We start from the raw sequence: 22,441 nt of genomic DNA, 5'->3' as shown, positions 1-22,441 counted from the left end.
CGGGATGGCATCCGCGTTCGCTTCCAGGCAAAGAGCGTTACGGTGTGGCAGGGAAGTCATCCCCGCGGCATACTGAAGCCATCAACAAGGAGGGACGCAATGCCGCAACAGGATCCGGTTAGGGGGCTGGTGCTCTCTGGGGGTGGGGCCCGCGGGGCCTATCAGGTAGGTGTGCTGTCGGCCATTGCCGAGCTGCTGGACCGTGGTACGCCGAATCCCTTCCCGATTATCTGTGGCACCTCCGCCGGTGCCATCAATGCGGCTGCACTGGCGGCCAATGCGGGCAACTATCGTGGTGCGGTGCGAGGCCTGGAACGGGTCTGGTCCAACCTGACCGCTGAGCAGGTCTACCGTACCGATCTCTATGCCTGCCTGAAGGGAATTGTGCGCTGGCTGTTCTCCGGTTTTACCACTGGCCGCACCCCGGATCGAAGTGCCCTGCTGGATAACCTTCCTTTGCAACGCTTGCTGACACTGGTGATCAATTTTCAGCGCATTCAGCAGAATCTGGATCAGGGCCATCTACGGGCAATTTCCATCACCGCTTCCAACTATGCCACAGGTGAATCCGAGAGTTTCTTTCAGGGGGCGCCGGATCTGGCTGACTGGGTGCGGGCCCGCCGCAAGGGCAAACGCTCCCGCATTGGTGTCGAGCATCTGTTGGCCTCAGCAGCCATTCCGATCCTTTTTCCTGCCGGCAAGGTGGATGGGGGCTATTACGGTGACGGCGCCTTGCGCCAGCTGGCGCCATTGAGCCCCGCCGTTCACCTGGGGGCATCCCGGCTGCTGGTGATCGGGGTGTCCGGCAATGCGTCAGCAGGGCGCAAGCGGGTGTTAAGCGGTTACCCGTCCATGGCGCAGGTGCTGGGCCACGTTCTCAACAGTGTGTTCGTGGATACCCTGGAAGGGGATGTGGAGCGACTGGAGCGTATCAATCACACCCTGTCTGCGCTGGGAGAGCGTCAGCGACGCAAACATGGCGTGACCCTCAGGGAAGTGGATGTGCTGAAGATTTATCCGTCACGGCCCATCGATGAAATTGCCGCTGAACATCTCAAGGAGTTGCCAGGAACATTGCGCTTTTTCCTGCGCGGTTCCGGAGCCACCCGTTCGCCGGGGGCCAGTGCCATGAGTTATCTGCTGTTTGAACCGGGCTTCACCCGTGCCCTGATCGAGATGGGTTACAAGGATGCCATGGCCCGTAAGGAGGAGATTGAAGCCTTCTTCAGCAACGAGCCACTGCTGGAGAAAACCGCGCTGGAAGATCAGGCGGAAGCTGCTGCCCCATAGCGATGCTTGCGCTGAAAGTGACTGACAAAGCTGGTGGGATAATCGGTAATGATGCTGTCCACCTTCAGTCGCGTCAGACGATCCGCTTCGGTGAGATCATTCACCGTCCATACCGATACTTTCAGGCCGCGCTTGCTGGCACGTCGCATCATTGCTGGCGTGACCAGTGAATAGTGGGCGATCAGCCAGCTGCACCCCAGCCCCTGGGCGCGCCGGGTGGGCTGAAGATATCGATACTGGCAGACAAATCCCCGTTCAATGTCCGGTGCCATGGTGCCCATCATGCGCAGGAAGCCGGTATGGCTGGACGTGACCACCACCCGTGATTGCAACCGCTGGTCGTGAATCATGTGGGTCAGATGATGGGCCAGCTGATGCAGAACGATGCGATCAGCGCCTTTCACTTCAAACTGGAATCGCATGTTCGGGCCGCACAGATCTACCACTTCCTGCAGGGAAGGAATGCCGGTAGGGCTGTGCCAACCCGGGGTATTGCGTCGGGCATCCATGACCCCGAGCTGGGCGCGGGTGTACTGGCGGGCACTGCCTTTCATGCCGGTGGTGCGGGTAATATCGCTGTCGTGAAGCACGATTAGCTGCCCGTCGGACGACAGCCGCACATCCAGTTCCATCTCTGTCACGCCTGCTTCCACAGCCACCTGAAAGCTGGCGAGGGTGTTCTCCGGGGCCTCCCCGCGAGCGCCACGGTGGCCCACCAGGGCCGGCGCAAGGGCGGTGGATGAAGCTGCTGACATTGGCTGGGTCATGGCGATATTCATACTGGTTATTCTTGGCGAGAAAGATGACAGTGCTGTGACCCGCAGGCAAGAGGTCTGGTGTCATTTTTATGACTTGTTGCCATCGTAACCTGCCTGTCATCCATGGGGAGGCTACCCCTATGCCGGCATTCAGGAACAGGAGATAGCATTGTCTGTCCTCACGCGTTATCTGCAGTTTTTTTTGCTGAGCTGGCGACCCGGATATCAGGGCAGGGTGTCCGGCCTGTCCTGGCAGCGTCTGGTTATCATGCTGTTGTTCTGGCCCCTGTTCCTTGTGGTGCAGCTCATTAATGGCGCTGGCCTGCTGCTTGATTATGTTCTGTTCCCGGATTTTCGCCGGGTAAGCATCCGTGAACCGCTGTTTGTGGTGGGCGTACCGCGTAGTGGCACGACCTTTCTCCATCGCCTGCTGGCGCTGGATGACCGCTTTACCACCACGGCGCTATGGGAGCTGTTATTTGCTCCCTCCATCAGCCAGCGTTATTTCTGGACTGCCATTGCCGGGCTGGACCGGGCGCTGGGGAGGCCGCTGGGACGGTTGTTGCATTGGGCGGAACGGCGGTTGTTGGGTGGTCTGGATGGTGTCCACAAGACCGGCCTGCTGGATCCGGAAGAAGACTATCTGGGGCTGATTCCGGTGTGGGGCTGTTTCCTCATGGTGCTGGTGGTGCCGGTGCCGGCCCTGTGGCGCCTGACCTTTCTGGATCGTGATGGTAGCGCCGCAGAAAAGACGCGTCTGATGAGGGCCTATCGGCGCTTTGTGCAGCGGCACCTGTATTTCCATGGCCAGCACAAACAGCTGCTGTCCAAGAATCCTTCTTTCACTCCATGGATCGAGACGCTCTCCGACGCCTTTCCCGATGCGCGTTTTATCGGTTGCCTGCGTAACCCCAGTCAGTCGGTGCCTTCCCAGATCAATTCCATTCTGATTGGCGCAAAGTTGTTTGATGGCCGGGACACCACCGCCTACTGGCGTCAGGGGTTTCTCGAGATGCTCGATTATTACTACCGGCACCTGTTGGATGCCCTGGCGGCCATGGATTCGCACCAGCAGGCTATCTCTGTGATGGAAACCCTGGCCTGTGAGCCTGCCAGGACGGTGTTGGGGTTTTATCAGGCGTTTGGCTGGCAAGCGGGACAGGCATTTCAGGAGCGCCTTGCCGAGCAGGACCGCAGGGCTCGTTCCTATCAGAGTGGTCACACTTATTCTCTGGAAAATCTGGGTGTGGACGCCGATACCCTGAATGCGGTCTTCGGCTGGGTGTACGACCGCTACCCGTTTCCCCGTCCCCAAAGACCGCCGGACTCCTCTCGTCGGGCGCGCGCCTGACTTACCGTTACATCTTGTCGCAAATTCCGTCAGGGCTGCTTTACCAGTGTCACATTTTCGAAATGGGCCGCGGTAATACTCGCGCCCATGGATACCAAAACGCTTCGTGTACTGTTTGTGGTGGATGCGATCAAGGGCCGGAATGGCGTTGGCGCCTATTTCCAGGATCTGGTGTCGCATCTGGAAGGTCAGGTAGAACGGGTCGAACTGGTGCAGCCTTGCCTGCAGGAACCGCATCCCTGTCAGGGGGCGTCCATGCCGATCCCTGGTGACCCGACCCAGCGACTTTTTTTTCCCAGGGTAAGGGAACTCAGCGCCCTGGTGTGGGAGATGAAGCCCCACGTCATCGTGATTCCCGGGCCGGGGATCTTTTCCATGATCGGATACTGGATCGCGAAAAAGTGGGGCATCCCGGTGTGTGTCACTTTCCAGACGGACTATAACCGTCTGGTCGAACTCTACTGGGGCAAGCGACTGGCGCGGCTCGCCGGTGGCTTTCTCAACTGGGTCAACCGTACCCTGTTCCAGGGGAGCGAAACCGCGGCCACCATCTGCGAATCCATGATCGCCCAGGCGCGTGCAGCCGGCGCACGCAACCCGCAGCTGGTGGGTACGCCCCTAGCCCGTGAATTCGTGCAGACCCCGATCCAGCCGTTGGCCGAACAGGTATCACGAGTGTGTTACGTGGGGCGCCTGGCGGCAGAAAAGAATATCGAGTCGTTTCTGGTCCTGGCCGCAAGTCGCCCAGACCTGCAGTTTGAGGTGGCCGGTGATGGCCCCTTGCGGGGCAAGGTGGAAGAGGCCTGTCAGCGTTGTGACAACCTGACTTTGCTGGGCTGGTGCAGCCGCGAACAGGTGGTGGAACTTATCGACCGTAGTCAGGTGCTGGTGTTGCCCTCGTCGGTGGAGGCATTCGGTACGGTGGCGCTGGAAGCGATGGCACGCCAGCGTCTGGTGATTACTACCCCTGCCTGCGGGATTAACGAATGGCCGGCGTTGGCCCGCGGTTTGTGGATCATGGAGGAAGGCGAGGAGCTGACCTCAACGCTGCAGCGACTCAGCGCCTTGACAGTGCTGGAGCGCCGCAATAAGGCCAGCGATGCCCGCGAAGCGGCCCGAGCCATGAATCATGATGCCATTGCTCACTGGGGCGGAGTGCTGGCTCACTGCGCGGCCATGAAGACCAAACCTTCCAGCTTGCCATCGCCCACATTGGCACTGTTGCGACGGTTGAGCAGTCACCATGTCTGATTGTCATGATGACAAAAATAGTGTCGTCAGGTTGAGGGCGTTGGTCAGCATTCATGACGTAATGCCGGAAACTCGCACGCAGGTCTCGGACATGCTGGCGCGGCTGGCGTTGCCAGCGGATCGGGTCACGCTTTTAGTGGTGCCGGGCAGGCAGTGGTCAAATGCAGATCTGGCCTGGCTGCGTGACTTGCAGACACAGGGGCACCCCCTGGCGGGGCATGGCTGGTCACATTGCTGTCAGCCGCCGGTTACGCTCTACCACAAGCTTCATAGCGCGCTGCTTTCCCGGCAGGTGGCGGAACATCTCTCCTTCGGAGGCGAAGGCATTGTCCAGCTGGTGCAGGATTGCCACCACTGGTTTGCGCAACATGGGCTGCAGGTATCGTCACTGTATGTGCCGCCGGCCTGGGCGTTGGGCAGCCTTGATGCCTCCTGTTATGCGCGTTTGCCGTTCCGTTATGTGGAAACCCTGTCCGGGGTGCTGGATACGCAGACTGGGAAATGGACGCGCATGCCGCTGGTGGGTTTTGAAGCCGATAGCCGATTCCGGGCGATATTTCTTGGCTGGTTCAACCAGTGGAATCTGGCCCGTGCACGACGTCAGAGCCGACCCGTCCGTATTGGTCTGCACCCGTTTGATTTTTCCTTGCGGCTATCTGCACAGATCCTCAACCTGATTAGACAGGTTGACCGATTCGAGACCTATACGCCGGTCTCCTTATCCGATGACGGTGCTGCCATATCGACACCTTCGCAGGCAGGCAATGCGGGCTCGCTGGACTGAGTCAGGTTCAGGCTCGTGACGGAATGCATAAAGATGTTTACTGCCGCAGATAAGCGGGCGGTTTGCCGGAACAAGTGGTCGATGATGTCATTTTGCGATACATGAGAGCATTCAATCCCGGCGCAGGACGCGCTACTTTTGACTAATCAGTCATCAAGAGTCAAAACAACAATACGGAACAAGGGAATATGAAACGTCACGTCGGGATTACCCTGCTGACCATCGCCGGGTTTGTTGTGTCTGGCCAGGTATTGGCAGAAAAGGATTATGAAGACTACAGCCGCAGTGAGCTTCGTGCCATGGCGGAAGAAAGCCGCAAGTCAGTAGAGGAGACAGACGGCTGGCAGACCGAAAAAGTCGCGGTTGACCAGAATCTGGTGGCGGGGGAGTGGCAGCGAGTGCCTTTCCAGACCCGTTATTTTGACTACACTCCGGAACAGCTGAAGGAAAAGTGGGATGTGCTGACCCGTGCGATCAGCGTGCCTTATCCTTCCGCGGAATACCTGCAGAAACGATTTGAACGGTTCCCGATCTTCAAGGAAGAACTGGGGCCGGACTTTGATGGCAATTATGAAGTCTTGTCTCAGCAGATTCTGCACACCTGGCGTCTGTTCTTCCGTGGCGATTTCCGTGCCGCCAAGGACTACGGGGTGCAGCTGGGCGCCTACGGCAAGCTGCCGGCTTATTTGGCTCAGGCAATTCAGGCGCTTTATCTTACCGAGAGTCGGGATACCAAACTGGAGATGCTGAACGACGTGGCAAACCAGATCGCTGACTATGTAGAAGAAATCCAGGACATGAAAGACGAGCCGGAATTCCGGGACGACTACATGGTGCTGCGAATCGGTTATGCCTTTGCCATTGGCCGCCTGGCGGAAGAAGCCACGCCCATGGAAGCCTTGATGAATAACTACCTGTTCAAGGTCAGCCGGGCCCTGGATGATGCAGTGGAAATCGATCCGGGTCACCCCGTCGCACTGGCTATGCAGGCGGCAAAGGATGCCAACATCATCCGGGTGGTGGGCAAGCTGCTGGGGCGTCTTACCTTTGGTGCACGACTGAGCCGGGTAGAAGACGGCTTCGAAGCGTCATTCGCCCAGGTGGATGATCTGGCTATCGTTCACTATGAGTACGCCAATTCCCTGATTTATGTGAACCGTAACCGGGATATCTATCGCGCGTTCGACCAGTTCAACACCGCTATTGGTATCCATCCCAAGTCAGCTATGGAAGCACTGGATTCCATGTATGCGGCCAAGCGTTTCAAGGAAATTCAGGATTACTATCTTAACTACAAGCAGAGCTTCCGTTCTTTTGAGCGTGAGCGCCGCGAGTACATGGTAACCACTGATGAAAATCTCTATAACGTGCTCAAGCCTGCCTTCCTGGTCAGCGAGTATGTGAAGCGCAAGGAAGAGGGCTACGAGTTCAGCATGGTGGATTGAATAGAGACGCTTCACGCAACACGCACCATGCAACACGCGTTAAAAAGCCCACCTGGGTAACCGGGTGGGCTTTTTTGTGCTGTGAGCGACAAGCTCTATGCGATCGAAAACCCCGGAAAAGCACCCGGGTTTTCGGCCTTTCTACGAAGCAGCTGTAGGAGCGAGCCTGCTCGCGATCCGAGCCTAAGCGAGGTAAGGATCCCAGAAACGTCCATGGTGCCGTAGGAGCGGTCGTTCGACCGCGATCCGAGCCTTGGCGAGGTAAAGGATTCCAGAAACTCGTAGCTCAACGCTCAGAGCTCGCCCTCAATCCCGGTAGCGTTTGTTCAGATCCCCATACGCATCAACCCGACGGTCACGCAGATAAGGCCAGATGCGGCGCACGGATTCACTGCGTTGCATGTCCACATCAGCCATCAATACCTGTTCACTGTCGCTGTCCGCCCGGGCCAGGAATTCACCCTGGGGGCCGCAGATAAAACTGTTCCCCCAGAACTGGATACCGCTTTCATCGACGGGACTCTGCTCAAAACCGGTGCGGTTGGCCACCAGTACCGGCAGGCCGTTGGCCACGCCGTGGGCGCGCTGAATGGTGATCCAGGCGTCCAGTTGGCGCTGCTGCTCGCCTTGCTCATCCTCGAGGTCCCAGCCGATGGCGGTGGGGTAGAGCAGCAGGTCGGCTCCGGCCAGTGCCATCAGGCGTGCGGCTTCTGGATACCACTGATCCCAGCATACCAGCAGGCCAAGTTTACCCACGCTGGTGTGGATAGGGCTGAAACCGCTGCGGCCGTCGTTGAAGTCGGCATCGCCCGGGGTGAAATAAAATTTCTCATAAAAACCCGGATCGTCAGGAATATGCATCTTGCGGTAAATGCCGGCCAGGCTGCCGTCCTTTTCCAGCACCACGGCGGTGTTGTGGTAGAGGCCAGTGGCCCGTTTCTCAAACAGGCTGCCAACGATAACGATACCTAGCTCTTTCGCCAGGGCGCCGAGTCTGTCCGTGCTGGGGCCAGGAATGCTTTCTGCCAGATCAAATACGCGCGTGTCTTCGGTCTGACAGAAATACAGACTGCGATGCAGCTCCTGCAGCATCACCAGTTCCGCCCCCTGGCTGGCGGCCTGGCGAACCAGTGACAGGGAGTGATCCAGGTTGGCGTCAAGGTCAGCACTGTTGTTCTGCTGGATAACCGCAACTCGCATGGCTGTCTTCCTGAAAGATGGTGGAGAAAGGGTGCTTAAAGGGCGCCCTGGGGCAACTGCATGGTGACACAATGCAGGCTGCCGTGTTGTTCGATCAATACCCGACAATTGATCGGGGTCACTGTCCGGCCGCCGGCCACTGCACGCAGGGCATCAATGGCGGCCTGATCCGTTTCGCAGCCATACACCGGCAGCAGAATTTTCTCGTTGGTGATAAGAAAGTTCGCATAGGTGGCGGGCAGGCGTTCGCCTTCGCGGCTGTACTGGGCCTCAGGCAGGGGCAGGGGCACCAGTGTCAGATGGTGCGTGTGCGCCAGTGACTGCAGTTCCTGTTCCATGCGTTGCAGTGACGGGAAATGACTGTCATTGCTGTCCTGGCATTGCACGTAGGCAATAGTGCGGGCATCCACAAAGCGGGCCAGGGTATCCACATGGGCGTCGGTGTCATCCCCTTCCAGCTCGCCGTGATCCAGCCACCAGATGTCCTTCACCCCCAGCTGTTCCTTGAGCAGGATGGTGAGTTCTTCCTCGGACAGAGAGGGATTGCGATTGGGATTGCGCAAGCAGTGACGGGTGGTCAGCAGGTTGCCCTGACCATCGGTATCCACGGCCCCCCCCTCCAGTACCAGGTCCTGGCGGTGAAGAGCAGGTAACCACTCAAGGCGCCGATTAAGGGTATTGTCCTTGTCGGCGTCGAACTTGCCGCCCCAGCCGGTGAAGGTGTAATCCAGCAGCTCGATGGCATCATCGTGCTCGATGGCCAGCGGACCAAAATCCCGAGCCCAGGTATCGTTGTAATCGGCAATGACGAGCCGAAGGCGCTCTGCGGACAGTCCACGCTGCGCCACCAGGCGCTGAATGCGGTTGTGCAGGGTGTCGTTGCGGCAGACCAGCAGCACATGCTCATGATCGAGCAGGGCGGCAAGCAGATCCAGATAGCATTTTTCGGCTTCGGCGAGATGATCCGCCCAATCGGTATCGGGGTCTGGCCAGGCGAGCAGCACCCCCCACTGGGGGTGCCATTCAGGAAGAAATCGGCGCATGCAAGAAAGGTTCCGTCAGGGGGCTACATGCGCGCGAGTGTGCTACTGACTGGCGCCCCAGTCAATATAGAAACCCCCGTCGCCTTCGCCATCGTCAGCAGCGTCTTCGGCGGCATCCGATGCCTCTTCGGCAGCTTCTTCAGCTTCACTGGCTGCGTCTTCCGCTGCGGCTTTGGCCTTTGCTGCGCTGGCTTCTGCCTTGTCAGCAGCGGCTTCTTCGGCAGAGGCTTTGGCTGCTTCTTCTTTCGCCTGGGCGATAGCAGCATCGGCCTCGGCCTTGGCGGCGGCTTCTTCCGGGGTTTCTTCGCCGGCAATGATGATGCGGCCGGTGATGGGATCAAAACGGAATTCCGAATCCGAGGCCGGTGTAGATTCCGGCTCTGCAGGTACGGTCGGTGCCGGGGCTTTTTGTTCTGCTACCGGTTCAGGCTCAGGCTCAGGTTCTGGCATGGGTTCCGGTTCTGGCTCCGGAGCAGGGGCTGGGGAAGGTTCGGGGGCCGGTGCCTGTTCTGGCTCCGATGCTGGTTCCGGGGTGCTTGCGGTCTCGCCAGCTGCAGTGTCGGCCGGGGAGGTCTCTGCGGCCGGTTCGGCAGCATCGGTGGCCGGCTCGCTGGCCTCGGTAGCTGCACTCTCACCAGCGGGCATGAAGCGGCCGCTGACCGGATCGAATGTCATTTCCCCACTGGCGGCGGGGGCGGCTTCAGGCTCGCTCGGTGCTTCTGTTACAGGAGCGCTCGGCGCGGCAGCCTGATCAATTTCTTCAATGGGAGGCAGGGCATCGGTACCGGATACCACGTCTGGTGCCTGCTGCACGGGGCGGTCCTTGACGGTGTGCAGGGTAATGCCATTCTCGAAATACACGGTGAAGCCGTCATAGTTCCAGCGTGTGATGGCGGGGGTGCCTACCGGCCCCTTGGTAGACATGGGAGCACCAAACTTGCTGCGCACCTGGGATTCGGACTGGCCCCGTTGGGGGACCTCTGCCGACAGGGCAGCAGCGGGCATCACCAGCGCTGCACAAGCCAGCAGCGGCATTATTCTCGTTTTCATTCTTTCCCCCGGCGATAGGTATTTTCTTTCGATATTAGAAAGTTAGGCTCACTTATTCAACCATTTTGCCAGCAGGGCGGCGCAGACCCTGTTCACAAAGACGAATGCGGCCGGAATTCGCAGCCGTAACGGGCTGCCAGGGCGTAGTATTTGTGCCGGGATTCGGGTTAAATGCGCTCCATGTTCAGACCTCTCTCCGTATATATCGGCCTGCGCTATACCGGCGCTCGAGCCCGAAACAGTTTTATCTCGGTGATCACGCTGATCTCCGCCCTTGGCCTGATGCTGGGGGTGGCGGTACTGATTACCGTGTTGTCCGTCATGAATGGTTTTGACCGGGAATTGCAGACCCGCATCCTTGGTATGGTGACCCATCTTTCCGTGCATGGCCGTGAACCGGTACAAGACTGGCATGCTCTGGCCGAGCGCCTGGATCACCACAAGGAAATAGAGGCGGTGTCCCCGTTCGTGCAACTGGAGGGCATGCTCACTCATCGTGGCGAGGTGGCTGGCGCCCTGATTCATGGCATTGAGCCCCAGGCCGAGCGAAAGGTTTCCATTGTTGGTGACTTCATGGATCAGGGGGAGCTGGAATCCCTGCAGCCGGGGGAGTTCGGTATGGTCATCGGCTATGGCCTGGCGCGCAGACTGGGACTGAATATGGGCGACAAGGTGACCCTGGTATTGCCGGAAGCCACTATTTCGCCGGCCGGGGTAATGCCACGATTCAAACGCTTTACCATCACCGGGATTTTCCGGGTGCGTGCGGAAGTGGATTCCCTTTACGCCTATGTGAACGTAGCCGACGCGGCCAAACTGGCCCGCCAGTCGGGCAGCGTTCAGGGGCTGCGCTTGAAACTCACCGATTTGTTTGCGGCGCCCACGGTGGGCTGGCGACTGCAGCGTGAGCTGGGTCCTGGCTATTACACCAGCGACTGGACCCGCTCCCACGGTAATCTGTTCCAGGCCATCAAGATGGAAAAGACCATGATGACGCTGCTGCTCAGCTTTATCGTGGCGGTGGCGGCGTTCAATATCATTTCCAGCCAGGTGATGTTGGTGACAGAAAAGCGCGGCAATATCGCCGTGTTGCGTACCCTGGGGGCTTCCCCCGGGGCGATCATGCGCATTTTCATGGTACAGGGCACCCTGATCGGGGTAGTAGGCACCTTGCTGGGTACCTTGCTGGGCGTGTTGCTGGCCACTAACGTGAGCAACCTGGCGGAGTGGATCGAGCGAACCTTCAACACCCGTCTGTTTGATGCCTATTTCGTCAATTATCTTCCTTCAGAGCTGCAGTGGGGGGATGTGACCACCATCGTTTCCATCGCCTTGTTCATCAGCTTTGCGGCCACCCTCTATCCATCCTGGCGAGCCAGCCGGGTTCAGCCTGCGGAGGCTCTGCGCTATGAGTAATGCTGTTGCGCCTGTGCTACAGGCAAGCCAACTGGTGAAGTGTTATGAGGAAGGCCCCAGCGAGCTGGAAGTGCTGCGCGGGGTGGATCTGACCGTAGAGAAGGGCGATATCCTGGCCATCATAGGGGCGTCAGGATCGGGCAAGTCCACCTTGCTGAATTTGCTGGGTGGGCTCGATAGTGCCACCCGGGGCAGCGTGAGCATCGCCGGCAACGATTTGAGTACCCTCAACGACCGGGGTACCGGACGTTTGCGTAATCGCTACCTGGGCTTCGTTTACCAGTTTCATCATCTGCTGCCGGAATTCACCGCGCTGGAAAATGTGGCCATGCCACTGCTGATACGCGGTGATCGACCTGCGGACTGCCAGGCGAGAGCGGCGGCCATGCTGGAAAAGGTGGGCCTGGCTCACCGGCTGTCACACAAGCCTTCCGCATTGAGTGGCGGCGAGCGTCAACGGGTGGCGATTGCCCGGGCGCTGGTGACAGAGCCGGCGCTGGTGATGGCGGATGAACCTACCGGGAATCTGGATGAGCGCACCGCCGAGCAGGTACAGGCGCTGATGCTGGATCTGAACGAGTCTCTGGATACCGCGTTCATGATTGTCACCCATGACCGCGAGTTTGCCGCCCGTTGCCCGCAACAGTATGAGTTGCACGATGGCCTGCTGAGCCGTCTTTAGAGAGCTCGGCAAGACCGGTTATCCCGGCACCAAAATTCAAGAGACTCTTTACCGCAGCCCACACAGAAAAGAATTTTCTTATCCTCTGTAGGCTCTGTGAGCTATGTGGTAAATCAGCTTTTGATCCTTGCGTGGTGCATGTTGCGTGAAGCGTGTTGCAGCCGCGAAGCGGGCCCTGTCTCAGCGTTCAGGACTGTCGTCTTTCTGTTGCTCTTCCTGCATTTTCTCCTGCGCCTTCTCTGCCTTCTCCGCCTTGCGAGCTTCCCGGCGCTGGATGCGCTCGCGATTGCGGGCGCGCAGGTTCCAGCTGCGAATCACAGCCAGTCGCCAGGCCACCTTTACGGTGATGTAGGCGGCGCCGCCAAACACCACCGCACTCAATACCGATCCCATCCACAGCGGTACCAGTTGCTCCACAAACCAGGCCACGGTAATGGCATCACCACTGTGGGGGGGCATGCCCAGAAGCCAGGCGCCAATACGATAATTGAAGTAGAAGATCGGTACATAGGTGACCGGGTTGGAAATCCACACCAGTACGATGGAGAGCGGCAGGTTGCAGTGAAAACGCACTGCCAGCAGAGCCGCGAGCCCCATTTGTAGAGGGATGGGCAGCAGACCGGCAAAGATACCAATAAAGGCAGCACCCGCCAGAGACCGGCGGTTGATGTGCCAGAGGTTGGGATCAGAGAGTACCTCACCCAGAAAACTCAACGACTTGTGCTCGCGCAGTCGTTCCGGTTTGGGCAGGTATTTACGAAAAATCCTTCTAGGCATGTATTCGCATCTGCTGGCCATCACTGTCGGGTGAGGGCGTTCCGGTTTGTGGGTCCAGACTGTCAGGGTTTGCCTGTACAGGCTATCAGACCTTGGTTGTGTTGCCGTGATGATGCCGCGGCGTTGTAGCGAATGGCTGGCAGCAGGTCGAGACAAAGTCGTACCCGGCTAATGCCTGCGGCTGGCTATTATGCCCACTCGAAGTGAAAAGGCATACACCTGCGGCGGGATTCGTTTCCGGGAGTGGCAATGCAACCTTGGAAAATGGCACTGGCCATTGTGGCCGGGAGTGGGACGGGAGGCCTCTGGCCAGTGCTGTTGTGTCTGATCGTGGCAATGTTGGTGGGACGTGGCCGTGCCGGTCCCTGGTTGTTGTTGCCGCTGGCGTGCTTCTATGGCGTGTGGCAATTCCAGACGGGCCTGCAGCAGCGCCTTTCGCCAGATCTTGAGGGGAAGACACTGACTTTTGTCGGGCAGGTGGTGACGCTGCCGGAAAACCGCCAGCGCTATCGATTCGGCCGCTGGCAGCAGGAACAGCATTTCACTTTTCATACTGAGCCCCATCCGCTCTGGCCGGGTCGCCATCGTATTCGGGTCAGCAGCTATGATTTTCCCTCAAGATTCTACGCCGGTGATCGCCTGCAATTGCAATTGAAACTGAAAACCGGCCGGGGCCTGTACAACGTCACAGGACTGGACCTGGCCCGCCATGATCTGGCTGCGACAGTGGCGGCCCGCGCTACCCTCAAGGGAGGTAAACGAATCGATTCCGGCGGCGGGCTGCTGGCCTGGCGGGAGCAGCTGGCGCAGGAACTATCCGACAGTGTGGCGAACTCACCGTCAGCGCGGGCTGTGCTGCCTGCTCTGGTGGTAGGTGATCGCGCTGGGCTGGATGGTGATTTGCTGGCGGGATTCCAGGCCACCGGGGCGGCTCATTTGCTGGCGATTTCCGGCCTGCATGTGGCGATCATTGCCGGAGCAGTGTGGTGGTTGGGGCGTTTCCTGCTGGCGCCACTGTGTCACGCGATGTTGCCGCTGTCGCGCCGGCTTACCCAGCAACAACTGGGCTGGCTGCCTGCGTTGGCTTCGGCAGTGGGTTATAGCGCCCTGGCCGGCTTCAGCCTGCCCACCCAGCGAGCCCTGATCATGCTGTTGGTGGTGGCGCTGGCCGTCATGCTGCGGCGTCAGTTCAGTCTCTGGGCCAGCCTGGGTTGGGCCCTGCTGATCGTGCTATTGATGAATCCGCTGGCGGCCCTGTCGGAAAGCCTGTGGTTGTCGTTCTCCGCGGTGGCGGTGATTGCGTTGCTGATGACAGGCCACGGTGGCCGGCGGTTGATGTTGTTATTGCCGGTAATCATGACGGTGCTGTCAGCCGCCTTGTTTGCACAGTGGTCGCTGGTATCGCCGCTGGCCAATCTGTTGCTGATCCCGCTGTACTCCCTGCTGGTCATTCCGCTCACGCTGCTGGGCACAGTGACCGGGCTGGATTTCCTGCTGGAAGGAGCGGGGGCGGGGGTCGAGCTGTCTGTATTGGGCATGGAGTGGCTGTCCGGATTGGCGCGGCCGTTCTCGGCTGGACTGCCATTGCCAACCTTGTCCAGTGCCCTGTGTCTGATGGCGGGTCTGTTTCTGCTGCTTTTACCGGCGTTGCCGTTTCCCCGTCGGCTGCTGCCATTGTGGTTGTTGCCCTGGTTGACTCAGTCATTACCGCCACTGGCGCAGGGCCAGTGGGAGCTTACCGCCTTTGATGTGGGGCAGGGGTTGGCGCTGGTTGTGCGTACCCGGGAGCATGTCTTGGTGTATGACACCGGTGCTTCGTGGCCCGGCGGCAGCATGGCGAAATCCATCATCCTGCCCTGGTTATCCCGTTACCGGCTGTCAGCGGATCGGATGGTGATCAGTCATGGTGATAATGATCATGCCGGAGGTAACCGGGACTTTGCCGCGCAGATTTCCCGCTTGAGTGGTGAGCCCGATCGTGTGCCGGGAAGTGAGCCCTGCGTTGACGGTGATGAGTGGCAGTGGGACGGTGTGACTTTTTCTGTGTTGTGGCCCCCAGACACCGGTCAGCAGGGTAATGACGCCAGCTGCGTGTTGCTGGTGGAGGGTAATGGCTGGCGTGCCTTGTTGCCCGGGGATATCGGTCGGGATGTGGAATACCGGATGCTGGGTCGCTGGCCAGCAGCCGATCTTCTGATACTGGCCCATCATGGCAGTAAGTCCAGTACTTCGGCAGCGCTGTTACGTGAGGTAGAGCCAGGTTGGGCATTGGCCAGTGCCGGCTATCGTCATTATTTTGGTCATCCTCACGCCGAGGTGCTGGACCGTCTGTCGGCGTCGGGAGTCACAGTTCTGCGTACCGACCGGGACGGCATGATTGTGTTTCGCGGGGACCACCACGATAATGACCCGCTTATAACAAAATGGCGTCAGCATGTTATGCGGCCCTGGCAGCAACCGGCCGGCTGGCGTTTCTGGTAACCCGACTGTGTCCGTGTGGACAACGTAGTAATCAAGGGGAGAGACAAGGTGCAGGATCTTTTGCAGTCCGGGGGCTGGATGATGCTCCCGATCCTGATCTGTTCAGTGGTGGCGCTGGCCATCGTGGTTGAGCGTTTCTGGACGTTGCGTCCGAGCAAGCTGGCACCGGCCGATACGGTCCCGCAGGTGCAAACCCTGCTCAAGCGTGGTCTGTTGAATGAGGCCAATCTGATCAAGTTGCGTGACAGCTCTCCGCTGGGCCGTATTCTGGCTACCGGACTGTCCAATGCCAAACATGGCCGCGACATCATGAAGGAAAGCATCCAGGAATCCGCCACCGGGGTGATTCATGAACTGGAAAAATTCCTCAGTACCCTGGGTTCCATCGCTGCCATCACGCCGCTGCTCGGTTTGCTGGGTACCGTGGTCGGTATGATTGATGTATTCGCCGCCATCATGATTCATGGCACCGGTGATGCGGCCCAGCTGGCTGGGGGTATTTCCCAGGCATTGCTGACCACGGCTGCAGGCCTGGTGGTGGCTATTCCTGCGATCTTTTTTCATCGCTTCTTCGTGCGTCGGGTGGAAGAAATTACCGTGGAGCTGGAGCAGAGTGCGGTGCACGTGGTGGATCTGGTACACGGTGACCGTGAAGCGGAACCGGGAGAGAAGGCGTGAAGTTCCCCCGTCCCAGTCAGGAAGAGATCAGCGTCAATCTGACGCCACTGATTGATGTGGTGTTTTTGCTGCTGATCTTCTTCATGGTATCGACCACCTTCGATGACAAGACACAGCTGTCCATCACCTTGCCGGAGGCGGACGGCGCTGCGTTGGCACAGTCTCCGGAGCAGGTGACTGTGACTGTGACCTCCACCGGCGATTACCTGGTCAACGGGGAAAAACTGGCGGCGTCTGACAGCAAGGCCCTGCGCACTGCCTTGATGGCCCTGGGCCAGGACAAGGCAGACATGCCATTGCAAATCTATGCGGATGCCAATGTGGCCTACCAGTCTGTGGTCCGTGTCTATGATGTGGCGGGGCAGCTGGGTTTTGTTAAGCTGTCGCTCACCACCCGCGAATCCCCCAACGAGGCACAATGAGTCAAGCTCCCGAGGTCGTGTGGCCAACCTATAAACGGTTGCTGTCCTACGTTCGCCCCTATTGGTTAATGTTGTTGATCAGTGTGTTTGGTTACGCGCTTTACGCGGCGACCCAGGCCGGTGGTGCCCAGCTTGCCGGTTATCTGGGTGATACCATCGTCAATCCCACGGATTTCCGTGTCATGGTGGTGGCGATTGCGCCACTGGTGCTGGTGATCTTCCAGGGTCTGGGCCAGTTCATGGGCAGCTACAGCATGAACTGGGTGGCCCAGCAGCTGGTTTATGTACTGCGAAATGATGTGTTCGGGCATGTGCTCAAGCTGCCGCAGTCGGAATACCACCGCAACGCGTCCGGCCGCATCATGTCCAAGATCATTTTTGATGCCCAGCAAGTCACTAGTGCCGGTACCGATGCGATTATCGTTATCGTGCGTGAAGGGTTGACCGTGATCGGCCTGTTTTCTTTCCTGATCTGGCAGAACTGGAAGCTGACCCTGATTCTGGTGGCGGTGGCGCCACTGGTGGCCATGGTGGTAAATATCACCAGCAAGCGTTTCCGCAAGATTAGCCGCCGGATCCAGTCTTCCATGTCTGATATCACCCATTTTCTGGGTGAAGCCATTGAAGGCAGTGGTGAGGTGAAGATCTTTGGTGGCCAGGAGCAGGAAGCGGACCGCTTCCACGCGGTGAGCCGCAGTTTCGCCAAACAGAATGTGAAGCTCAATGCCAGCAAGATTGCCAGCACCGTGATCGTGCAGTTGTTTGTGGCCACCGGAATTGGTGCGATTACCTATCTGTATATCACCCTGATGGGAGAGAACCTGACCGTCGGCGGTTTCCTTTCCTATATTGCTGCTGCCGGCATGATCCAGAAGCCGCTCAAGCAGCTCACTGACGTCAATGTCAAAGTACAGAAGGGCGTTACCGGGGCGTCAAGTCTGTTCGAGGTGCTGGACACCCCGGCAGAAGTGGACACCGGTAGTTATCGTCCAGCACATCGTGTTGACGGCAATATTGCCTTTGAAGGCGTGACCTTCGGTTACGAGCCCGAGTCGCCGGTACTGCGAAACCTGACATTCTCCATCAAGGCGGGAGAAACGGTGGCACTGGTGGGACGTTCCGGGGCGGGCAAGAGCACCATCAGTGCCATGCTGCCACGATTTTTCGATCCCGATCATGGCCAGATCCTGCTGGATGGTGTGCCCCTCACAGAGTACAACCTGAGTGAGCTGCGTCATCAGATAGCCATGGTCAGCCAGCGCGTGGTGCTGTTCAACGATACCGTGCGCAACAATATCGCCTATGGCGAGTTGCGCGGTGCGGATGATGCGGCCATCGAGAAGGCGGCCCGTGATGCTCATGCCTGGAACTTTATCGAGCAGCTGGAACATGGGCTGGATACCCGTCTGGGCCAGGATGGGGTGCAACTGTCCGGCGGCCAGCGTCAGCGGATCGCCATTGCACGGGCCCTGCTCAAGGATTCCCCTTTGCTGATTCTCGACGAGGCCACCAGTGCTCTGGATACCGAGTCAGAACATCATATCCAACAGGCCCTGGAGCGGGTGATGGCCGGGCGTACCACCCTGGTGATTGCCCATCGTCTGTCCACTATCGAAAAGGCCGACCGCATCATCGTGCTGGATCAGGGCCAGTTGATGGAGCAGGGCTCCCATGAAGAATTGCTGGCGCGTAATGGTATCTACACCCAGCTTTACCGGATGGATTTTGCCGAAGACTGATTCGGGCAAACAGATGAACTGTCAGGAACGAACCACGCCATGAGCAAGGTTAGCGACTGGGTACAGAAGGGCTGGTACAAGGGGAGTGTCTGGCTGAAGCCATTGCGGCCCCTCTCCATGCTGGTGTCCTATGAGGCGCGTCGCCGTCTGGAGCAATTTCAGAAGCATCGTCAGCAACCTCCTGTACCGGTGTTGGTGGTAGGTAATATTACCGTGGGTGGCACCGGCAAGACGCCACTGGTGATCGCCCTGGTGCAGGCCGCCCAACAGCGTGGCCTCAAGGTCGCGGTTGTGTCACGGGGCTATGGCGGCCGGGTGGAGCAGTATCCGATCACGGTTAGTGCAGACAGCATTGCGCTGGATGTGGGTGATGAGCCGGTGCTGATTGCCCGCCGGACAGGTGCGCCAGTGATTCTCGATCCGGATCGTCGCAATGCCATGGACGTGGCGATCAACAGCGTTAATCCTGACCTGATCATCAGCGATGATGGTCTGCAACACTATGGCCTGCCGCGCAGCGCCGAGGTGGTGGTGATCGATGGCCAACGAGGCCTGGGCAACGGGCGTTGCCTGCCGGAAGGGCCGCTGCGGGAGCCGCCGTCACGACTCAAGGAAGTGGATTTCGTTATCAGTACCGGTGGCGGCTGGAGCGGAGCGCATCCGATGATCATGCGGCCCGGTGAGGTCGAGAATCTCGCCACTGGTGAGACGCTGGATGTCCGGGCGTTCCTGCGCGACTATCCCCATGTCCATGCCGTAGCCGGGATCGGTAATCCGCGCCGCTATTTCAATTTGTTAAACATCATCGGCCTGAACGCCCAGCCTCATATCTTTCCTGATCATCATGCCTACCAACCGGCGGATCTGGCATTTTCCGATGGCTTGCCGGTACTGATGACCGAGAAGGATGCAGTCAAATGCGCGGCCTTTGCTGAACCGAACTGGTGGTTCCTGCCCGTGGAAGCAGAATTGCCGGACGGGCTGCTGGACCAGATGCTGGATCGGGCGCTTGGGGTGGATGGGAAGGAGAGTTGAAAGTTTAAAGTTCAAAGTTGAAAAGCGCGGGAAAGGACGATGACTCCGGATGTGCCTTGCCCGCGCACTGGCCAGCGCGAAAAAACCATGCTCTCAGACTAACTCGGGACTATCTTCGCGTTTCAACTTTGAACTTTAAACTTTCAACTCGCTCCTGATTGTCATTACTGCATGTTGCGTGATGCGTGCAGCATGAAGCGTTTCATTTAACGAGGTTTTCATGAGTTTTTATGTGGTGGTGCCGGCGCGTTATGCGTCGACCCGGCTTCCAGGTAAACCGCTGGCTGATCTTGCCGGCAAGCCAATGGTGGCCAGGGTGGCAGAGCGCTGTCAGAGCAGTGAGGCGGCCAGTGTCTATGTGGCCACCGATGATCAGCGGATTGAGACTGCCCTCGACGGGCTGGTGCCAGTGGTCATGACTCGCGAAGACCACCCCTCCGGTACGGACCGGTTGCAGGAGGTGGCGGTCAAACTGGGACTGGCGGACGACGACATTATCGTCAATGTGCAGGGCGATGAGCCGCTGATTCCGGCCGCGGTGATCAATCAGGTGGCCGCCAATCTGGCCGCTAACCCGGATTGCCAGATGGCGACCCTGTGTGAGCCCATCGAACACAGTGATGACCTGTTCAATCCCAATGTGGTGAAGGCGGTCTTCGATGCCAATGGCAAGGCTCTGTACTTTTCCCGTGCGCCGATTCCCTGGCACCGTGATGCCTTTGCCGAAGGCGGCCGTGATATCTCCGGGGGCCAATGGTGGCGCCATATTGGTATCTACGCCTACCGGGTGGCGTTCCTGCATCGTTATGTGACCTGGGAGCCCGCCAGCCTGGAGAAGCTGGAATCCCTGGAGCAGCTGCGCGCCATGGCCAATGGTGAATCCATACACATCGCGCCCTCCTGCGAGGCGGTGCCCGGCGGTATCGACACCCCGGAAGATCTGCAGCGGGTTCAGGCCCTGCTGGCCGCGCAGGAAAAGGAGTGATGACGTGACGGTATCAGTTCTGTTTGTCTGCCTTGGCAATATCTGCCGCTCGCCCACTGCAGAAGTGGTGTTTCGTGACCGTGTTCGGGCTGCCGGGCTGGAAGAACATATTCTTATCGATAGTGCCGGTACCGGCGACTGGCATATCGGCCGTGCTCCTGATCCGCGCACCCAGGATGCGGCTGCCACCCGTGGCTATGACATGAGCAGCCTGCGGGCACGCCAGGTCTCCGCCGCCGACTTCGAGCAGTTTGATGTGGTGTTGGCCATGGATGATGCCAATTTGGTGGACTTGCAGGCCATGCAGCCGAGTGATTCCGCTGTCACACTCAAGCGATTTCTGGACTATGCCCCGCACACCTCTATCCGTGAAGTGCCGGATCCCTATTACGGCGGTGAGGATGGCTTTGCCCAGGTATTGAATCTGGTGGAAGAGGGAGCGGAAGGCCTGCTTGAGGCCTTGCGGGAGCGCTTGTGAGTCCATTGCTGGAGCACAATGCTGACCTTTCCGGCCTTAATACCCTGGGGTTGCCAGCGCGGGCGACCTGTCTGGTGCGTCCGCAAACCCTGGATGAGCTGGAGCAGGTGCTGGCGGAGCGGGACCCGCAAGCGCCCGTTCATGTGATCGGCGAGGGCAGTAATCTGGTTATCCAGGACGATCTACCCGGGCTGACGATTGCCCTGGCTCTTGATGGCATGATCAAGGTTCGGGAAGACCAGGAGCATGTCTGGGTAGCGGCGGGCGCCGGCGTGCACTGGGATGATCTGGTGGCCTGGACGGTGGAGCAGGGCTGGCAAGGACTGGAAAACCTGTCCCTGATTCCCGGCACTGCCGGTGCCGCTCCTTACCAGAATATCGGTGCCTACGGAGTGGAGCTTGCTCAGGTGCTGGAGCAGGTGACGGTGATGGAAATCGCTACCGGCAAGGTTAGCCATTATTCGGCGCAAGAATGTGATTTCGCCTACCGGGACAGTCGTTTCAAGGGCCGCGACAAGGGCCGTTTCATCATCACCGGCATTGAGCTCAAATTGAACCGGCAAGCCCGCTGCAACATCAGTTATGGCCCGCTTAAGCAGCATTTTAATGACCTGCCCGCTGATGCGGTGACCGCTGCTGCAGTACGCGAGCAGGTCATCGCCATCCGCCAGAGCAAACTCCCGGATCCGGCCGTGCTGGCCAATGCCGGCAGTTTCTTCAAGAACCCGGTGGTGTCTGCAGAGAAGGCCCAGAGCCTGACGGCGGCATTTCCGCAGCTTGTTGCCTATCCCCAAGCTGAAGGCGTGAAGCTGGCGGCAGGCTGGTTGATTCAGGCGGCGGGGTGGAAGGGTAAAAGGCTGGGGCCGGTCGGCATGCATAGCGAGCAGGCGCTGGTGCTGGTCAATCACGGCGGCGCCACCTCTATTGATGTGCTGGCGTTGGCTGCTGCCGTCAAGCAGGACGTCTGGCAACGCTTTGGTGTGCAGCTGGAGCAGGAGCCGGTTGTGCTACCCTGAACAGAGCGGGGCCAACGGTTTGTCCCAAGGAGAGGCGTGCCATGAGTGAGCGTGATCGAGTCTTTCAGGTGTCCAGCAACCGTGGCTCGGGCCGTCACCGGGTACGCTATGTGGAAGGGTCTGCACCCGAAGTCGGCGAGTGCCGCCTTTGTGTTGGCAGCCTGGCGGATCACCCCGAGATCCTCTTTACCCGATTACCTCATGATCGCGATCCCCGGCCGTTGCTGATGCAGCATCCAGGCTATCCTTTCCATCGCACCTGAAACTCGAGATTCGCTTCTGGAATCCTTGCCAGGCCGAGGAAATGCGTTTCGAGTTACGAGAAGCGAGTTTCGAAAGGCAAAACCTTAAACCCCGTGCCTGGTTGTCGTTTTTTGATCTTCGAAACTCGGTACTCGAAACTCGCATCTGGAATCCTTACCTCGCTTTGGCTCGGATCGCCTGCAGGCAGGCTCCTTGTATCTCTCCACGAGTGCTGATTAGCTACCAGCACTCACGGGTCGGGCTGAAGCCTGGCAGGCTCCTGAGGACATAGATCCTGTGCTGTAGATCTGGCTCCG

At 58.9% G+C, this 22,441-nt stretch carries 21 protein-coding genes; 16 read left to right on the top strand and 5 right to left on the bottom strand.

The window, feature by feature from the left end; translation table 11 throughout:
* The first annotated feature begins 99 nt into the window (after positions 1-99).
* Positions 100-1,290, top strand: coding sequence for a patatin-like phospholipase family protein (locus tag MWU49_RS03390; protein ID WP_246968140.1), 1,191 nt, complete (start codon positions 100-102; stop codon positions 1,288-1,290).
* Here MWU49_RS03390 and MWU49_RS03385 read toward each other — a convergent pair.
* Complete coding sequence (locus tag MWU49_RS03385; RefSeq protein WP_246968138.1) at positions 1,266-2,069, bottom strand: glycerophosphodiester phosphodiesterase; 804 nt, start codon at positions 2,067-2,069, stop codon at positions 1,266-1,268. The two genes, MWU49_RS03390 and MWU49_RS03385, sit on opposite strands and share 25 nt — an antisense overlap.
* A 148-nt stretch (positions 2,070-2,217) precedes the next feature.
* Here MWU49_RS03385 and MWU49_RS03380 point away from each other — a divergent pair, with 148 nt between their 5' ends.
* The 4 genes from MWU49_RS03380 to MWU49_RS03365 all read left to right on the top strand — a co-directional run bounded on the left by MWU49_RS03380 (position 2,218) and on the right by MWU49_RS03365 (position 6,879).
* Positions 2,218-3,399 (top strand): sulfotransferase, encoded by a 1,182-nt coding sequence (locus MWU49_RS03380; protein ID WP_246968136.1) that lies wholly within the window; start codon positions 2,218-2,220, stop codon positions 3,397-3,399.
* A gap of 87 nt (positions 3,400-3,486) precedes the next feature.
* Complete coding sequence (locus MWU49_RS03375; protein ID WP_246968134.1) at positions 3,487-4,650, top strand: glycosyltransferase; 1,164 nt, start codon at positions 3,487-3,489, stop codon at positions 4,648-4,650.
* Complete coding sequence (locus tag MWU49_RS03370) at positions 4,643-5,434, top strand: polysaccharide deacetylase family protein (RefSeq protein ID WP_246968132.1); 792 nt, start codon at positions 4,643-4,645, stop codon at positions 5,432-5,434. The genes MWU49_RS03375 and MWU49_RS03370 overlap by 8 nt, the downstream gene beginning before the upstream one ends.
* A gap of 188 nt (positions 5,435-5,622) precedes the next feature.
* The gene (locus MWU49_RS03365) at positions 5,623-6,879 is read left to right on the top strand and encodes a hypothetical protein (protein ID WP_246968130.1); all 1,257 of its coding nucleotides are present in this window, start codon (positions 5,623-5,625) and stop codon (positions 6,877-6,879) included.
* Positions 6,880-7,185: 306 nt separating this feature from the next.
* On the opposite strand, the gene MWU49_RS03360 is transcribed toward MWU49_RS03365, so the two are convergent.
* The 3 genes from MWU49_RS03360 to MWU49_RS03350 are packed head-to-tail and all read right to left on the bottom strand — an operon-like array spanning position 7,186 to position 10,172.
* A complete protein-coding gene (locus MWU49_RS03360; RefSeq protein WP_246968128.1) occupies positions 7,186-8,079 on the bottom strand; it encodes a carbon-nitrogen hydrolase in 894 nt (297 codons plus the stop codon).
* Positions 8,080-8,114: 35 nt separating this feature from the next.
* On the bottom strand, positions 8,115-9,122 hold the full coding sequence (locus MWU49_RS03355) for an agmatine deiminase family protein (protein ID WP_246968126.1): 1,008 nt from the start codon (positions 9,120-9,122) through the stop codon (positions 8,115-8,117).
* 42 nt (positions 9,123-9,164) lie between these two features.
* Positions 9,165-10,172 (bottom strand): hypothetical protein, encoded by a 1,008-nt coding sequence (locus tag MWU49_RS03350; protein WP_246968125.1) that lies wholly within the window; start codon positions 10,170-10,172, stop codon positions 9,165-9,167.
* Positions 10,173-10,352: 180 nt separating this feature from the next.
* Here MWU49_RS03350 and MWU49_RS03345 point away from each other — a divergent pair, with 180 nt between their 5' ends.
* Together MWU49_RS03345 and lolD are read left to right on the top strand one after the other, a co-directional pair.
* Positions 10,353-11,588 carry a lipoprotein-releasing ABC transporter permease subunit gene (locus MWU49_RS03345; protein WP_246968123.1) on the top strand — a complete coding sequence of 412 codons (1,236 nt, stop codon included), beginning with the start codon at positions 10,353-10,355 and terminating at the stop codon, positions 11,586-11,588.
* Complete coding sequence (lolD, locus tag MWU49_RS03340) at positions 11,581-12,270, top strand: lipoprotein-releasing ABC transporter ATP-binding protein LolD (protein WP_246968121.1); 690 nt, start codon at positions 11,581-11,583, stop codon at positions 12,268-12,270. The genes MWU49_RS03345 and lolD overlap by 8 nt, the downstream gene beginning before the upstream one ends.
* A 180-nt stretch (positions 12,271-12,450) precedes the next feature.
* Here lolD and MWU49_RS03335 read toward each other — a convergent pair whose 3' ends face one another.
* A complete protein-coding gene (locus MWU49_RS03335) occupies positions 12,451-13,047 on the bottom strand; it encodes a DUF2062 domain-containing protein (RefSeq protein WP_246968119.1) in 597 nt (198 codons plus the stop codon).
* A gap of 249 nt (positions 13,048-13,296) precedes the next feature.
* On the opposite strand from MWU49_RS03335, the gene MWU49_RS03330 reads away from it, so the two are divergent.
* From MWU49_RS03330 to MWU49_RS03290, 9 genes are all read left to right on the top strand, one after another.
* On the top strand, positions 13,297-15,528 hold the full coding sequence (locus MWU49_RS03330) for a DNA internalization-related competence protein ComEC/Rec2 (RefSeq protein WP_246968117.1): 2,232 nt from the start codon (positions 13,297-13,299) through the stop codon (positions 15,526-15,528).
* Positions 15,529-15,576: 48 nt separating this feature from the next.
* On the top strand, positions 15,577-16,206 hold the full coding sequence (locus MWU49_RS03325) for a MotA/TolQ/ExbB proton channel family protein (RefSeq protein WP_246970701.1): 630 nt from the start codon (positions 15,577-15,579) through the stop codon (positions 16,204-16,206).
* Positions 16,203-16,628, top strand: coding sequence for a biopolymer transporter ExbD (locus MWU49_RS03320; protein ID WP_246968115.1), 426 nt, complete (start codon positions 16,203-16,205; stop codon positions 16,626-16,628). Before MWU49_RS03325 ends, MWU49_RS03320 begins: the two co-directional genes overlap by 4 nt.
* The gene (gene msbA / locus MWU49_RS03315) at positions 16,625-18,367 is read left to right on the top strand and encodes a lipid A export permease/ATP-binding protein MsbA (protein WP_246968113.1); all 1,743 of its coding nucleotides are present in this window, start codon (positions 16,625-16,627) and stop codon (positions 18,365-18,367) included. The genes MWU49_RS03320 and msbA overlap by 4 nt, the downstream gene beginning before the upstream one ends.
* A gap of 39 nt (positions 18,368-18,406) precedes the next feature.
* Positions 18,407-19,402: a tetraacyldisaccharide 4'-kinase gene (gene lpxK / locus MWU49_RS03310; RefSeq protein WP_246968111.1), complete on the top strand. Its 996-nt coding sequence runs from the start codon at positions 18,407-18,409 to the stop codon at positions 19,400-19,402.
* A gap of 220 nt (positions 19,403-19,622) precedes the next feature.
* Positions 19,623-20,387, top strand: a complete 765-nt coding sequence (gene kdsB / locus MWU49_RS03305) for a 3-deoxy-manno-octulosonate cytidylyltransferase (RefSeq protein ID WP_246968109.1) — start codon at positions 19,623-19,625, stop codon at positions 20,385-20,387.
* A 4-nt stretch (positions 20,388-20,391) separates the two neighbouring features.
* Positions 20,392-20,865 carry a low molecular weight protein-tyrosine-phosphatase gene (locus MWU49_RS03300; RefSeq protein WP_246968106.1) on the top strand — a complete coding sequence of 158 codons (474 nt, stop codon included), beginning with the start codon at positions 20,392-20,394 and terminating at the stop codon, positions 20,863-20,865.
* The gene (gene murB / locus MWU49_RS03295) at positions 20,862-21,881 is read left to right on the top strand and encodes a UDP-N-acetylmuramate dehydrogenase (protein ID WP_246968103.1); all 1,020 of its coding nucleotides are present in this window, start codon (positions 20,862-20,864) and stop codon (positions 21,879-21,881) included. The genes MWU49_RS03300 and murB overlap by 4 nt, the downstream gene beginning before the upstream one ends.
* 41 nt (positions 21,882-21,922) lie before the next feature.
* Positions 21,923-22,144: a hypothetical protein gene (locus MWU49_RS03290; RefSeq protein WP_246968099.1), complete on the top strand. Its 222-nt coding sequence runs from the start codon at positions 21,923-21,925 to the stop codon at positions 22,142-22,144.
* Positions 22,145-22,441: the final 297 nt, after the last annotated feature.

Origin of the sequence: Alcanivorax sp. S6407 (assembly GCF_023016115.1) — a bacterium.
GTDB lineage: Bacteria > Pseudomonadota > Gammaproteobacteria > Pseudomonadales > Alcanivoracaceae > Alcanivorax.
This window is presented reverse-complemented; position numbering and strand designations above follow the sequence as displayed.

Coding starts and splice junctions, on each gene's coding strand:
- MWU49_RS03390 (WP_246968140.1), top strand. CDS start 100: ATGCCGCAACAGGATCCGGTTAGGGGGCTGGTGCTCTCTGGGGGTGGG.
- MWU49_RS03385 (WP_246968138.1), bottom strand. CDS start 2,069: ATGAATATCGCCATGACCCAGCCAATGTCAGCAGCTTCATCCACCGCC.
- MWU49_RS03375 (WP_246968134.1), top strand. CDS start 3,487: ATGGATACCAAAACGCTTCGTGTACTGTTTGTGGTGGATGCGATCAAG.
- MWU49_RS03370 (WP_246968132.1), top strand. CDS start 4,643: ATGTCTGATTGTCATGATGACAAAAATAGTGTCGTCAGGTTGAGGGCG.
- MWU49_RS03365 (WP_246968130.1), top strand. CDS start 5,623: ATGAAACGTCACGTCGGGATTACCCTGCTGACCATCGCCGGGTTTGTT.
- MWU49_RS03360 (WP_246968128.1), bottom strand. CDS start 8,079: ATGCGAGTTGCGGTTATCCAGCAGAACAACAGTGCTGACCTTGACGCC.
- MWU49_RS03355 (WP_246968126.1), bottom strand. CDS start 9,122: ATGCGCCGATTTCTTCCTGAATGGCACCCCCAGTGGGGGGTGCTGCTC.
- MWU49_RS03350 (WP_246968125.1), bottom strand. CDS start 10,172: ATGAAAACGAGAATAATGCCGCTGCTGGCTTGTGCAGCGCTGGTGATG.
- MWU49_RS03345 (WP_246968123.1), top strand. CDS start 10,353: ATGTTCAGACCTCTCTCCGTATATATCGGCCTGCGCTATACCGGCGCT.
- lolD (WP_246968121.1), top strand. CDS start 11,581: ATGAGTAATGCTGTTGCGCCTGTGCTACAGGCAAGCCAACTGGTGAAG.
- MWU49_RS03335 (WP_246968119.1), bottom strand. CDS start 13,047: ATGCCTAGAAGGATTTTTCGTAAATACCTGCCCAAACCGGAACGACTG.
- MWU49_RS03330 (WP_246968117.1), top strand. CDS start 13,297: ATGCAACCTTGGAAAATGGCACTGGCCATTGTGGCCGGGAGTGGGACG.
- msbA (WP_246968113.1), top strand. CDS start 16,625: ATGAGTCAAGCTCCCGAGGTCGTGTGGCCAACCTATAAACGGTTGCTG.
- lpxK (WP_246968111.1), top strand. CDS start 18,407: ATGAGCAAGGTTAGCGACTGGGTACAGAAGGGCTGGTACAAGGGGAGT.
- kdsB (WP_246968109.1), top strand. CDS start 19,623: ATGAGTTTTTATGTGGTGGTGCCGGCGCGTTATGCGTCGACCCGGCTT.
- MWU49_RS03290 (WP_246968099.1), top strand. CDS start 21,923: ATGAGTGAGCGTGATCGAGTCTTTCAGGTGTCCAGCAACCGTGGCTCG.